This window comes from Microbacterium pollutisoli (assembly GCF_053586795.1).
Genome location: NZ_JBNYWT010000001.1, coordinates 142642 through 156054, shown reverse-complemented (window position 1 = coordinate 156054; position 13413 = coordinate 142642). Strand labels below are relative to the sequence as shown.

Annotated in this window: 14 protein-coding genes; 7 read left to right on the top strand and 7 right to left on the bottom strand. The window is 67.6% G+C overall.

Going from position 1 to position 13413, the window contains the following annotated elements:
- Window positions 1-230: 230 nt before the first annotated feature.
- Window positions 231-794, top strand: coding sequence for a hypothetical protein (locus ACQ143_RS00755; RefSeq protein ID WP_449568815.1), 564 nt, complete (start codon window positions 231-233; stop codon window positions 792-794).
- Window positions 795-829: 35 nt separating this feature from the next.
- Entirely contained in the window at window positions 830-1747 is a 918-nt protein-coding gene (locus ACQ143_RS00750) for a 5'-3' exonuclease (RefSeq protein ID WP_449568814.1), read from the top strand.
- Between the two features lie 22 nt (window positions 1748-1769).
- On the opposite strand, the gene ACQ143_RS00745 is transcribed toward ACQ143_RS00750, so the two are convergent.
- The 3 genes from ACQ143_RS00745 to trpD form a co-directional block, all read right to left on the bottom strand.
- Window positions 1770-2762 (bottom strand): PHP domain-containing protein, encoded by a 993-nt coding sequence (locus tag ACQ143_RS00745; protein WP_449568813.1) that lies wholly within the window; start codon window positions 2760-2762, stop codon window positions 1770-1772.
- A 33-nt stretch (window positions 2763-2795) separates the two neighbouring features.
- Window positions 2796-3281 carry an aromatic ring-opening dioxygenase LigA gene (locus ACQ143_RS00740; protein WP_449568812.1) on the bottom strand — a complete coding sequence of 162 codons (486 nt, stop codon included), beginning with the start codon at window positions 3279-3281 and terminating at the stop codon, window positions 2796-2798.
- Window positions 3282-3400: 119 nt separating this feature from the next.
- Window positions 3401-4456 carry an anthranilate phosphoribosyltransferase gene (gene trpD / locus ACQ143_RS00735; protein ID WP_449568811.1) on the bottom strand — a complete coding sequence of 352 codons (1056 nt, stop codon included), beginning with the start codon at window positions 4454-4456 and terminating at the stop codon, window positions 3401-3403.
- Between the two features lie 133 nt (window positions 4457-4589).
- On the opposite strand from trpD, the gene ctaE reads away from it, so the two are divergent.
- From ctaE to ACQ143_RS00710, 5 genes are all read left to right on the top strand, one after another.
- Window positions 4590-5231 carry an aa3-type cytochrome oxidase subunit III gene (gene ctaE / locus ACQ143_RS00730; protein WP_449568810.1) on the top strand — a complete coding sequence of 214 codons (642 nt, stop codon included), beginning with the start codon at window positions 4590-4592 and terminating at the stop codon, window positions 5229-5231.
- A gap of 18 nt (window positions 5232-5249) precedes the next feature.
- A complete protein-coding gene (qcrC, locus tag ACQ143_RS00725; RefSeq protein WP_449568809.1) occupies window positions 5250-6053 on the top strand; it encodes a cytochrome bc1 complex diheme cytochrome c subunit in 804 nt (267 codons plus the stop codon).
- A gap of 35 nt (window positions 6054-6088) precedes the next feature.
- Window positions 6089-7171 carry a cytochrome bc1 complex Rieske iron-sulfur subunit gene (gene qcrA, locus ACQ143_RS00720; RefSeq protein ID WP_449568808.1) on the top strand — a complete coding sequence of 361 codons (1083 nt, stop codon included), beginning with the start codon at window positions 6089-6091 and terminating at the stop codon, window positions 7169-7171.
- A complete protein-coding gene (gene qcrB / locus ACQ143_RS00715; RefSeq protein WP_449568807.1) occupies window positions 7168-8997 on the top strand; it encodes a cytochrome bc1 complex cytochrome b subunit in 1830 nt (609 codons plus the stop codon). Before qcrA ends, qcrB begins: the two co-directional genes overlap by 4 nt.
- Before the next feature lie 78 nt (window positions 8998-9075).
- Window positions 9076-9483, top strand: coding sequence for a rhodanese-like domain-containing protein (locus ACQ143_RS00710; protein ID WP_449568806.1), 408 nt, complete (start codon window positions 9076-9078; stop codon window positions 9481-9483).
- A 19-nt stretch (window positions 9484-9502) separates the two neighbouring features.
- On the opposite strand, the gene ACQ143_RS00705 is transcribed toward ACQ143_RS00710, so the two are convergent.
- Genes ACQ143_RS00705 through ctaC form a run of 4 tightly spaced genes read right to left on the bottom strand, consistent with a single transcriptional unit; the run spans window position 9503 to window position 13412 of the window.
- Window positions 9503-10309 carry a PP2C family protein-serine/threonine phosphatase gene (locus ACQ143_RS00705; RefSeq protein WP_449568805.1) on the bottom strand — a complete coding sequence of 269 codons (807 nt, stop codon included), beginning with the start codon at window positions 10307-10309 and terminating at the stop codon, window positions 9503-9505.
- A 5-nt stretch (window positions 10310-10314) separates the two neighbouring features.
- A complete protein-coding gene (locus tag ACQ143_RS00700) occupies window positions 10315-10749 on the bottom strand; it encodes a cytochrome c oxidase subunit 4 (RefSeq protein ID WP_449568804.1) in 435 nt (144 codons plus the stop codon).
- The gene (ctaD, locus tag ACQ143_RS00695) at window positions 10750-12513 is read right to left on the bottom strand and encodes an aa3-type cytochrome oxidase subunit I (RefSeq protein ID WP_449568803.1); all 1764 of its coding nucleotides are present in this window, start codon (window positions 12511-12513) and stop codon (window positions 10750-10752) included.
- A complete protein-coding gene (gene ctaC / locus ACQ143_RS00690; protein WP_449568802.1) occupies window positions 12513-13412 on the bottom strand; it encodes an aa3-type cytochrome oxidase subunit II in 900 nt (299 codons plus the stop codon). The genes ctaD and ctaC overlap by 1 nt, the downstream gene beginning before the upstream one ends.
- Window position 13413: the final 1 nt, after the last annotated feature.

The window sequence follows — 13413 nt, the reverse complement described above, 5'->3', positions numbered from 1 at the left end:
CCATTCCGGCTCGTCTCGCACCGACTACGGATCGTCAGTGCACGAACCTCCAAATGCTGAACGGCGAATGCCCGTCCGTCACAAACGACGGGACACAGCTCGTCGTCGACGGTCAGCGCACTGCGCCTGGTGAATCTCATGACGGTCGAGACAGGCACGCTCGCTATGAGGGCCCCAAGACATGGGACATCGAATCAGTCGTACCGGAGCTCGATTTCGGCGACGGTCAGATGCACTTCCTCTGCGCCGATGGGATCAGTTTCACCTGCGCAGTCGACGACGAGACCGAACCGGAAGAGGGCGAGGAGATCCCCGAGATCACGCTCGAAGACGTCGCCGTGTTCGCGCCCGACGCGCCGGTCCTCGAGAGCGAGCCGGCCGGCGTCGGGATCGTGGGCATGCCCGTCAACTTCGTCGTGCCCGCGACCACTCACACCGTCGCCGGTGAGCTGTTCGACATCCCGCTCCGGGTGCGCTTCTCCCCCGTGTCCTTCGACTTCGGCTACGGCGACGGCGAGACGCGCCACTCGACCTCCGGCGGCACCAGCTGGCCGAGCCTCGGCCAGCCGCAGTTCACCGCGACCGACACGAGCCACGCGTACGACGAACGCGGCACCTACACCGTCACGGTCGACGTGCATTACGCGGCATCCATCGACCTCGGCGGCGGATGGTTCGACGTCCCCGGCACACTCACCCTGACGACCGCCGCCGCCACCGTCGAAGTGCTCGAGCTGCACACCGCGCTCGTCGCCCACACGTGCCTCGAAGACCCCACCGGGCCCGGTTGCTGACCGGCCCGTGTCGGCGCCGCGTGCCAGGATGAAGCGTGGCCGACCGACTCATGCTCCTCGACACCGCCAGCCTCTACTTCCGGGCGTTCTACGGCGTGCCCGACAAGGTGACCGCCCCGGACGGCAACCCCATCAACGCCGCGCGCGGGCTGCTCGACATGATCGCGAAGCTCGTCACCACCTACGAGCCCACCCACCTCATCGCCTGCTGGGACGACGACTGGCGCCCGCAGTGGCGGGTCGACCTCATCCCCAGCTACAAGGCCCACCGTGTGGTCACCGCGGTCGCCGACGGCCCCGATATCGAAGAGGTGCCCGACGCGCTGGTGGCCCAGGTGCCGCTCATCCGCGAGGTGCTCGACGCACTCGGCATCCCGATCGTCGGGCGCGCCGCACACGAAGCCGACGACATCATCGGCAGCCTCGCCACCCAATCACCGCTGCCCGTCGACGTGGTCACCGGCGACCGCGACCTCTTCCAGCTCGTCGACGACGCACGCGGCATCCGCGTCACCTACACCGGTCGCGGCATGAGCAACCTCGAAGTGCTGACCGACGAAGCCGTCGTGTCCAAGTACGGCATCCTGCCCGAGCAGTACGCCGACTTCGCCGTGCTGCGCGGCGACCCCTCCGACGGTCTGCCCGGCGTCGCCGGCGTCGGCGACAAGACCGCGGCCTCGCTCCTCGCCCGCCACGGCGACCTCGCCGGCATCATCCGCGCCGCCGAGGCCGGCGACGGCATGGCGGCCGGCGTGCAGACCAAGATCCTGGCATCCCTCGACTACCTCGCAGTCGCTCCCACCGTCGTCGAAGTCGTGCGCACCCTCGAACTCGGCGACATCGACAGCCGGCTGCGCGCCGTCGACACCGCGCGGGCCGATGAGCTCGCCACCCGGTGGGGTCTGGGCACGTCGATGACCCGCGCCGCGAAGGCGGTGAACGCGCGCGTCTGAACCCGTGCTCACCAGACGGAGCTCAGTCGTTGCGGGCCCACTCCCGCAGCCGGTCCAGCGGCCACGTCGTCACGATGCGCTCGGCCGGCACCCCGGCGCGTTCGGCCCGCGCGGCGCCCTCGTCGAGCAAGGACAACTGCCCGGGCGCATGCGCGTCCGAGTGGATCGAGAACAGGCATCCCTCGGCCAGGGCGAGTGCGATCAGCTCGTCGGGCGGGTCCTCCCGCTCCGGGCGTGAATTGATCTCCACCGCCACGGAATGCTCCGCGCAGGCGGCGAACACGGCCTGCGCGTCGAACGTCGACGGCGGGCGCGTCCCGCGCGAGCCGGCGACCAGCCGTCCGGTCACGTGGCCCAGGACATTCACCCGCGGATTCGACACCGCCGCCACCAGGCGCCGCGTCATGGGTGCCTTGTCCATCCGCAGCTTCGAATGGGCGGATGCCACGACGACGTCGAGCTCGCCCAGGAGTGCGTCCTCCTGGTCGAGACCGCCGTCGTCGAGGATGTCGACTTCGATGCCGCTCAGCAGCGTGAAGCGGTCGTCGGTGAACCCGGCGACCACCTCGAGCTGCTCGCGCAGGCGCTCCGCCGACAGCCCTCGCGCCACGCGCAGCCGCGGGGAATGATCGGTCAGCGCCAGATATTCGTGCCCGAGTGCGCGCGCGGCATCGACCATCAGGTCGATCGAGGTCAAACCGTCCGACCACTCCGAATGGCAATGCAGGTCGCCCCGGAGCTGCGCCCGCAGCTGCGAGTCCTTCTCGGGAGCCACCCGCGCCCGCAGGTCGCGCAGATAGTCCGGGACCTCGCCGGCGACCGCCTGCTGGATGACGGCCAGCGTCGATGCGCCGATCCCTTTCCGTCGACGCAGGCTCGCCGTGTCGGCCAGTTCTGCGTCGGAGAGACCGGCGATCGCATCGGCGGCGGCGCGGAACGCCTTCGACTTGTACCGCGAGGAGCGTTCGCGCTCGAGCAGCGTGGCGATCTCGGTCAGCGCTGCGACGGCATCCATGACGCCTATCGTGCCGTCCGGCGGCGCGGCCCGCTACGCGATGGTCGAGCGGCGGACCACCACAGGCACATCGGCAAGCCTGCGCAGCGCTATGCCGAACAGGATCGACAGCACACCGACGCCCATCGCGAACACGGCCACGCCGAACGAGACCACCGAGGTGAACAGCGACGCCCGCAGGAACGACGCGTTCATCATCGTCGCGCGGACCGGGTCGTCCTGCGGCAGCTCGGCGTAGGTCTTGCCGCCCGACGCCGCGAGCGCGTGCTGCTGGATGATGTCCGCCTGCAGGTACGCCGTCAAGGGCCCACTGACGGTCTGCCCCTGGAAGGCCATCGCATCGTCGGGGATCGTGATGTTCTCCGCGCGCAGCTGCGTGGAGACCATGACCCACACCACGACGCCCACGATGATCAAAGCGATACCGCCGAGGATGCCGAGGATCCCGGCGACCTTCACCACTCCCACGCTCTTGGCGGGCGGCTCGATGGTGTCGACGGTCTGCGGCTGATCAGACATGGTGCGCTCCTTCGTTCCGGGGGGGTGCGATCGGGTTCAACCTAGCGGTCCGCGCACCCGCGGGGCCAGAGCCGCACCGGAAGTCACACACACGAGGTATCTCACGCGCGTGCGGTATCTCACGCGCGTGCGGTCGCTTCGATCCACGCCGTGAGCTTGGCCTCGGCCGCACCGGTGTCGATGGCCCGGGCCGCCTCGTCCCGCGCCTGGGCGAGACGTTCCAGGATCGGCCGCTGCACCTCGGTCGGGTCGCGGAACAGGCGGTATGACACGATCCCGGCCGCGGCGTTCAGCAGCACGATGTCGCGCACCGGCCCGGTCTCCCCCGCCAGCACCCGACGGACGACGTCCGCGTTGTGCGCGGGCTCTCCGCCGAGCAGGTCTTCGATGCGCGCGCGGGGGATGTCGAGGTCCCGCGGGTCCAGGTCATGCTCGTGGATGTCGCCGAGGCTCACCTCCCACAGCCGGCTGTGGCCGGTGGTGGTCAGCTCATCGAGCCCGTCGTCACCGCGGAAGACGAGGGCCGTCGCGCCCCGGGTGCGGAACACGCCCGTGATGAGGGGGACGCGGTCCAGCTGCGCCACGCCGACCGCGTTGGCCTCTGCCCGCGCCGGGTTGCACAGCGGTCCCAGGAAGTTGAAGACGGTCGGCACGCCCAGCTCGGAGCGGGTCGCGCCGGCGTGACGGAACCCGGGGTGGAAGGCCGACGCGAACGCGAACGTGATGCCGACTTCGGCCAGCACAGCCGCCACCCGCTCGGGTGCCAGCGAGAGATCGAGGCCGAGCGCGCTGAGCACGTCCGACGCACCCGAAGAGGAACTGGCGGCCTTGTTGCCGTGCTTGACCACCGGGATGCCCGTGGCCGCGGCCGTGATGGCCGACATGGTCGACACATTCACGGTGCCGTAACGATCGCCGCCGGTGCCGACGATGTCGAGCACCTCCGCCGGGACCGGGAGGGGCACGGCCGCCTCGAGGATCGCGTCGCGGAAGCCCACGATCTCGTCGACGGTCTCCCCCTTCGCGCGCAGTGCGAGCAGGAACCCGGCCAGCTGCGAGGGGGTCGCCTCACCCGCCATCACCTGCTGCATCGCCCAGGTCGACTCCGACACGCTGAGATCACGACGTTCGAGAAGATCCGTGAGGATGCCGGGCCAGGTGAGGTGCTCTGCCATGAACACCGATCCTATCGGCACCTTTGCGGGCGACTCCCGGCGCTCTCACGGGCACCTCCCAACAGGCACCAAGAGGGTCCGACGACCGAACCACCTTCAGTGATGCGAAAACCTCGGTCCGAAATCAGCCATAATGGGGGACGTGACGACTCCAGCGACATACCCCCAGGCTTTGCGTTCCGTGAAGCGGCCGGATCCGGTCGCCGTCGGCACGATCGTGTGGCTCGGCAGCGAAGTGATGTTCTTCGCCGGCCTCTTCGCCATCTACTTCACCATCCGCAACGCATCGCCCGAGCTGTGGGCGGAGCGCACCGAGCTGCTGAACATCCCCTTCGCGGCGATCAACACGCTCATCCTGGTGCTCTCGTCCTTCACGGCACAGGCCGGCGTCTTCGCAGCCGAGCGCTTCCAGCCCTACCGCAAGGGCTCGATCTGGCAGTTCCGCCAGTGGGGCATGGTCGAGTGGTTCTTCCTCTCCTTCATCATGGGCGCGGTGTTCGTCTCCGGCCAGGTGTGGGAGTACGCCACGCTCGTCGCCGAGGGCATGCCGATCTCGTCCGACTCCTACGCTTCTGCGTTCTATCTGACGACCGGCTTCCACGCCCTGCACGTGACGGGCGGCCTGGTGGCCTTCCTGCTCGTGATCGGCCGCGCGTACGCGGTCAAGAACTTCGGGCGCAAGGAGATGACCTCGTCGATCGTCGTGTCGTACTACTGGCACTTCGTCGACGTCGTCTGGATCGTCCTGTTCGCCGTCATCTACTTCGTCAAGTAACCCGGAGCTGATACTTCCATGGCATTCAAGACCTCACGCCGCGCCGGCGGACGCCGCAGCAAGTGGGCAGCCGCCGCCCTCATCGGCGTCGGACTGCTCGTCACCGGAGGCGTCTACGCCGGTGCTTCCGCAGCGATGGCGGCTACCGAGACCCCTACGGCCGCCAGCACCGCGCTGACCGTCGAGGACGGCAAGAAGCTGTTCCAGGCCAACTGCGCCACGTGCCACGGCCTGAACCTGGAAGGCACTCCCGACGGCCCGTCGCTGTACGGCGTGGGTGAGCTCGCCGTCGAGTTCCAGGTGGCGACCGGCCGCATGCCGCTGCAGATGCAGGGCCCGCAGGCGCCGGTCAAGCCGGTCCAGTTCACGCAGGAGCAGATCGAGGCGATGGCAGCCTGGGTCCAGTCCGTCTCCCCCGGCCCGACCTACCCCGACGAGCGGATCCTCGACGGCGGAGGCGATGTCGCAGCCGGCGCCGAGCTGTTCCGCATCAACTGCGCCATGTGCCACAACGTCGCCGCCGCCGGTGGTGCGCTGACCGAAGGCAAGTACGCACCCGCGCTGACGGAGACCAGCGCACTGCACCTTTACGCGGCCATGGTCACCGGCCCGCAGAACATGCCCGTGTTCGGCGACCTCAACATCAGCGCTGAAGAGAAGCGCGACATCATCTCGGCGCTGCTGTGGATGCAGGAAGACGCATCCGTCGGCGGATTCACCCTTGGTTCGCTGGGGCCCGTGTCGGAAGGTCTGTTCATCTGGATCTTCGGCATCGGCACCCTGATCGGCATCACCGTGTGGATCACGGCGAAGTCGAACTGATCGAACACTGACGTACGGAACGGACGAGGAGCACCATGTCACACGAGGAAGACCCACTCGAGCACGAGAGGGCTTCGTGGAAGCCCTCCAACGGGCTCGCCGTTGTGGTCAGCGACCCCGTGCAGAATCCCGGGCTGCCGCCACACCGCGCGCGTCTGACGGACAAGGATCCGGCAGCGATGAACCGCGCGGTGCGCACGGTGTACTCGCTGTTCTATCTGTCGCTCGCCGGTAGCATCTGGGCGATCGCCGCCTACATGCTGTTCCCCATCGAGAGCGGCCGGACGATCGACATCCGCCAGAACAACCTGTTCATCGGGTTGGGCATCGCCCTCGCACTCCTCGCGATCGGCATCGGCGCGATCCACTGGTCGAAGGCGATCATGTCCGACCGTGAGTTCATCGAGCCGCGCCACGCGACCCGCGGACGCGACACGACGCGTGAAGCGGCGGTGCAGGCTTTCCGTGACGCCAACGAGGAGTCCGGCTTCGGCCGCCGCACCGCCATCCGCGGTTCCCTGATCGCGGCCCTCGTGGCCTCCGTGCTGCCGGGCATCGTGCTGTTCCGCGGCCTGGCCCCGCACAACAACCCGAACGGCACCGGCATCGAGGGCGACCCGGTTGCCCTGCTCAAGCACACGATGTGGGAGAAGGGCACGCGCCTGGCGCGCGACCCCAGCGGTGAGCCCATCCGCGCGTCGGATGTGACCATCGGCTCGGCCATGCATGTCATCCCCGAATCCCTCGCCGACCTCAGCCACCACGACGGCTACCTCGAGGAGAAGGCGAAGGCGATCGTCCTGCTCATGCGTCTGCTCCCCGAGCAGCTGCCCGCTGAGCACAACAAGCTGGAGTGGTCATACGACGGCATCGTCGCCTACTCCAAGGTCTGCACACACGTCGGCTGCCCCGTCGCGCTGTACGAGCAGCAGACCCACCACCTGCTCTGCCCCTGCCACCAGTCGCAGTTCGACGTCTCGCGCAGCGCGGCCGTCATCTTCGGCCCGGCGGCACGGCCGCTGCCCCAGCTGCCGATCACCGTCGACGACGAGGGTTACCTCATCGCGCAGAGCGACTTCGAAGAGCCTGTGGGCCCGAGCTTCTGGGAGCGTCATTGAGCACCGCGACTGCCACCGCAACGGGCCACGAGACGGCCACCGCACGTGACGAGAAGCCCCTCGGCGGGCGTTTCGTCGCGGGAGCGGCGAACTACATCGACGAGCGCACCTCGATCTCGGGGTTCGTCAAGGAGCTCGGCCGCAAGATCTTCCCCGACCACTGGTCGTTCATGCTGGGTGAGATCGCCCTGTGGAGCTTCGTCGTCATCCTGCTGTCGGGGTCGTTCCTGACGTTCTTCTTCGACGCGGCGATGGTCGAGACCCACTACGACGGCGCCCACCTGCCGATGCGCGGTATCGAGATGTCGGCGGCCATGGCCTCCACGCTCGAGATCTCGTTCGACATCCGCGGTGGTCTGCTGGTGCGCCAGCTGCACCACTGGGCGGCGCTCGTGTTCGTCGCCGGCATCGGCGTGCACATGCTGCGCGTCTTCTTCACGGGTGCGTTCCGCAAGCCGCGTGAGCTGAACTGGGTGATCGGCTTCATCCTGTTCGTCCTCGCGATGGGTGAGGGCTTCACCGGCTACTCGCTCCCCGACGACGTGCTCTCCGGCAACGGTCTGCGCATCATCGACGGCATGATCAAGGGCATCCCCCTGATCGGCACGTGGACCTCGTTCCTGCTGTTCGGCGGTGAGTTCCCGGGCACCGAGATCGTCGGACGCCTGTATGCGCTGCACATCCTGCTGCTGCCGGCCATCCTGGTGGCGCTGCTGGGTCTGCACCTCATGCTCATGATCGTCAACAAGCACACGCAGTTCGCCGGGCCCGCCCGCACGAACAGCAACGTCGTGGGCTACCCGATGATGCCGGTCTACATGTCGAAGATGGGTGGGTTCTTCTTCATCACCTTCGGCGTGCTGGTCCTGATCGCATCGCTGTTCCAGATCAACCCCATCTGGAACTACGGTCCGTACGACCCGTCCCCCGTGTCGGCCGGTACCCAGCCCGACTGGTACATCGGCTTCGCCGACGGTGCGCTGCGCCTGGTGCCGCCGCACTGGGAGTTCGTGTGGCTCGACCGCACCTGGTCGTTCAACATCATCGTGCCGCTGGTCGTGCTGGTCCTGTTCATCCTGCTCGTCGCGATCTACCCCTTCATCGAGGCGTGGATCACCGGCGACAAGCGCGAGCACCACATCGCCCAGCGTCCGCGCCACGCGCCCACCCGCACCGGAATCGGCGCCGCCGGCGTCACCTTCTACGCGGTGCTGTGGGCTGCGGCGTCGTCCGACCTCATCGCCACCCACTTCCACCTCACGATGGAAGGCGTCATCCACGCGCTGCAGGCGATGCTGATCTTCGGGCCGATCTTCGCCTACTTCGTCGCCAAGCGCATCTGTATCGCGCTGCAGAAGAAGGACCGCGAGATCGCGCTGCACGGCTACGAGTCGGGCCGCATCGTGCGCCTGCCCGGTGGCGAGTACATCGAGGTGCACCAGCCCGTCGACGAGTACGAGCTCATCAAGCTCGTGGACTTCGAGACGAACGAGCCGCTCGTGGTCCGTCCGAACGACAAGGGCCGCATCCCGTGGCACGAGAACCTGCGCTCCGCACTGTCGCGCTGGTTCTTCGAGGACCGGCTGACCAGCCTCACCCAGAGCGACATCGACGCGGCGCGTGCGCACCAGCACCACACGCTCGAGCACATCGCCGAGGAAGAGGCCGCCGAGCTGCAGGGCGCCCACGAGCGCGCGGGTGTCCCCGACGCTCCGCTGCACCCGATCGACGACGGCAAGGGAAGCGAGACGGCGAACCGTCCCTCGAACCTGATCGTCCCGGACGACGGTGACGGCAAGGGCAAGAAGAAGCCCAAGAACGACTGACGCCTTCTGGCGGGAAAGCGGCGAGGATTGACCGTCATGGTCGGCCTCGCCGCTTTGTCGTACCGGTAGCGTCGAAGCATGACCGACGCACTCTCCTACTTCACGGCCAAGCTCACCCACGAGACCGACCCGTCCGACGCGTACGCCGCGCAGAAGGCCGGCGAGAGTCTCGTGATCGTCGACGTGCGCAGCGACGACGCGTGGGCTCAGGGACACATCGTGGGCGCGGTCCACATGCCGTACCGGGAGATCGCCGAGCGTGCGCCGAAGGAGCTCGATCCGGCCGTCCCGGTTGTGGTCTACTGCTGGAGCCCGGGCTGCAACGCCGGCGCGAAGGGCGCCGTCGAGTTCGCGAAGCTCGGCTACCAGGTCAAGGAGATGATCGGCGGGTACGAGTACTGGGTGCGCGAGGGACAGCCGACGCAGAACGCCGACGGGCCGCTCCCCCGCACGTTCGACCCGCTGACGATGTACGTACGCCCCTGACGCCCCGGCACCTCGCCGGTCAGGCCGTGGCGACCAGCCCGGCCTCGAACACCTCGGGATACCGCAGCGCCGCCGATCCGGCGACGAGGGGAACCGCGCCTTCCGGCTCCGGCGCGGCGGTCAGATCGCACACCACAGCCGTGACGTTGTCGCGGGAACCGGCCTCGAGGGAGAGCTCGACGATGCGGCGCGCGGCGTCCGCGGAGTCCGGGATGCCGGTGACCAGCGCCCTGATCTCGGCATCGGGCAGGTAGTCGCTCACGCCGTCGCTGCACAGCAGCCAGCGGTCGCTTTCCTGCGCCGTGCGCTCGTCGACGCGGACGAGGTCGCTCTCCTCGCCGCGGAGCGAGGCGGTGATCACGTTGCGGCGCGGGTGCGACGCGGCATCCTCGACCCGCACCAGACCCTGGTCTACCAGCGCCTGCACGAACGAGTCGTCCCGCGTCTGCCGCGACATCTCGCCGTCTCGGACCAGGTAGGCCCGGGAGTCGCCCGTATGGGCCAGCAGGAGCGCCCCCTCAGGGGTGAACCACAGTCCCGTGAACGTCGTCGCCATCCCGCGCAGCGCGGGGTCGCGTCGCACGTGCGCACCCAGAACCCAGTTGGCCATCCGCACGCGGGCACCGAACTCCGCGGCATCCATACAGTGCCGGCCGCCGCCGATCAGGCCGTGGACCAGCGCCGCCGACGCCAGGTCACCGGCCGGGCCCCCGCCGACGCCGTCCGCGACACCGGCGGCCCAGGGCGCCGCGAACGCGGCATCCTGATTGTTCTCACGGAACGTGCCGGCGTCGGAGAAGACGCCCGCCTGCAGTCGCAGGGGCATAGACCTCAGCGCGCGAAGTAGCCGCGGTAGTACTCGTAGACCCAGCCCACGATCGCGACGAGGAACACCGCTCCACCGATCGGCAGCAGGAACTGTCCGACCGCGAGTCCGAGGATGAACAGGCCGGCAGCGAACGCCAGCACGACCGGCCACCACGACCACGGGCTGAACTCGCCGACCTCAGGGTCGCCGTCGTCGATGTCCGCGGTCAGGACATCCTCCGGCAGCTCACCACCCTGAGCGCGGTGCACACGGTGGACGTAGAAGCCGATGAGCACCGACATGAACGCGGTGAACAGCAGCGCGATCGTGCCCACCCATTCGATGGCGGTGTACCACGGCAGCTGGGAGTGCTCGATGATGTTCCAGGCGGTGTAGACCCCGGCGACGATCAGGAAGAAGACCGTGAGGATCCACCAGAGGTTGACATTCGTCTTCACTTACTTGACCTCTCCATCCGCCTTGTCGACGACCGGGGTGTCCGGAGCGTCCTTCGCCGGACCGATCCCCACCGGGATACCCGCCTCGGGGTGGTTCAGGTCGAACGCCGGGCGCTCGCTGCGGATCCGCGGGATCGACGTGAAGTTGTGGCGCGGCGGCGGGCAGCTGGTCGCCCACTCGAGCGAGCCACCGTAGCCCCACGGGTCGTTGACGGTGACCTTCGGCGCCTTGCGTGCGGTGATCCAGACATTCAGGAAGAACGGGATCATCGACGCGCCGAGGATCATCGCGCCCACGGTCGAGACCTGGTTCTGCCAGGTCCACCCGTCGGCGGCCGAGTAGTCGGCGTAGCGGCGGACCATGCCGTCCACGCCCAGCCAGTGCTGGATGAGGAAGGTCATGTGGAAGCCGATGAACAGCAGCCAGAAGTGCACGACGCCGAGGCGCTCGTTGAGCATGCGGCCGGTCCACTTGGGCCACCAGAAGTAGAACCCGGCGAACATCGCGAACACGACCGTGCCGAACACCACGTAGTGGAAGTGCGCGACGACGAAGTACGAGTCGGAGACGTGGAAGTCCAGCGGCGGGGATGCCAGGATCACACCGGTCAGACCACCGAACACGAACGAGGTGAGGAAGCCGAGCGAGAAGATCATCGGCGTCTCGAAGGTGACCGAGCCTCGCCACATCGTGCCGATCCAGTTGAAGATCTTCACACCCGTGGGCACGGCGATCAGCATCGTCATCAGCGCGAAGAACGGAAGCAGCACACCGCCGGTGACGTACATGTGGTGGGCCCACACCGAGACCGACAGGGCGGCGATGGCGATCGTCGCGTACACCAGCGTCTTGTAGCCGAAGATCGGCTTACGGCTGAAGACCGGGAAGATCTCCGACACGATGCCGAAGAACGGCAACGCGATGATGTACACCTCTGGGTGTCCGAAGAACCAGAACAGGTGCTGCCACAGCAGGACGCCGCCGTTGGCGGGATCGTAGATGTGCGCCCCGAGCACGCGGTCGGTCGCGGCGGCGAGGATCGCGGCGGCGAGCACCGGGAAGGCCATCAGGATCAGGATGCTGGTGACCAGCGTGTTCCAGGAGAAGATCGGCAGACGCCACATCGTCATACCGGGTGCACGCATCGTGATGATGGTCGTGATGAAGTTCACGGCACCGAGAATCGTGCCGAAACCACTCATACCGAGTCCGAGCATCCAGAGGTTGCCGCCCGCGCCTGGTGAGAAGGTCGCATTGGCCAGTGGCTGATACGCGAACCAACCGAACGCGGCCGCACCCTGCGGGGTGAGGAAGCCGGCCACGGCGATGATCGAACCGAAGCTGAACAGCCAGAACGCGAAGGCGTTCAGTCGCGGGAACGCCACGTCGGGGGCGCCGATCTGCAACGGCAGGATCGCGTTGGCGAACCCGGCGAACAGCGGTGTCGCGAACATCAGCAGCATGATCGTGCCGTGCATCGTGAACAGCTGGTTGTACTGGTCCTTGGTCGGCACGATCTGCATGCCGGGCTCGAACAGCTCGGCGCGGATGATCAGCGCCATGACACCGCCGAGCAGGAAGAACAGCACCGACGTGATCAGGTACATGTACCCGATGGTCTTGTGGTCGGTGGAGGTCATCCACTTGACGACGAGGTTGCCCTTCTGCTCGACGCGCGACGAGCTCAGCAGAGCGGCCTGTCGCGGCGGCAGCGTGGTGGGACGCGCGTGCGTGTCCTCCTGGAGTGGAAGAGTCGTCGCCATCACTGGCCTCCCTCGGAATCAGCACTGCCCCCGGTGCCGGGCAGGTTCTGGAGACGGTCGTACACGTCGTTGATGTCACCGGTCTGGCCGGCCTCACGCAGCGACGACAGGTACTCCTGGTATTCGGCGTCGGAGACGACGTCGACGTTGAAGAGCATCATCGAGTGGTACTGGCCGCACAGCTCGGCGCACTTGCCGGCGTACGTGCCCTCCTTGGTCGGGGTGAACGACCAATAGTTGTCCTTGCCGATGTACATGTCCTTCTTGTAGAGGAAGTCCACGATCCAGAACGAGTGGGCCACGTCGCGGGACACGAGCTTGAGCGTGACCTTCTGGTCGACCGGCAGCACGAGGGTGGGCAGCTCGTTGGTGATGTTGCCCTTCTCGTCGGTCTGGGCCTGCACGCCCATCGTCCACACGGCGTCATCGGTCTGCTCGCAGTCGTCGCCGTTGTACTGGAAGTCCCACGCCCACTGCTTGGCGATCGCGGTGATGCACACGTCGGGGTCTTCGTGCTGCGTCTCGAGGATCGTCTGGTCGCGCGCCGTGAAAGCGAAGAAGCCGAGCACGAGGATCAGCGGCACGACCGTGTAGAAGATCTCGACCGGCATGTTGTAGCGCATCTGCACCGGCAGGCCCGACTGGCCGCGGCGGCGACGGTAGACGATGGCCGCCCACCCCATGAGCCCCCACGTGACCAGACCGACCACGAGCAGGACGATCCACGAGGTCGTCCACAGTCCCGAGACCATCGCGGTGCGGTCGGTGACCGGCTCACCGCCGTCTTCGAACCCGGGCATGAACCCGTTCAGCTCGGTCGGGGTGCAGGCCGCCAGGGCGATGGCGGTCGCAACGCCCATCGGCACAATGGCCCAGCGGAGTCGCCGTTTTGCGCGCACG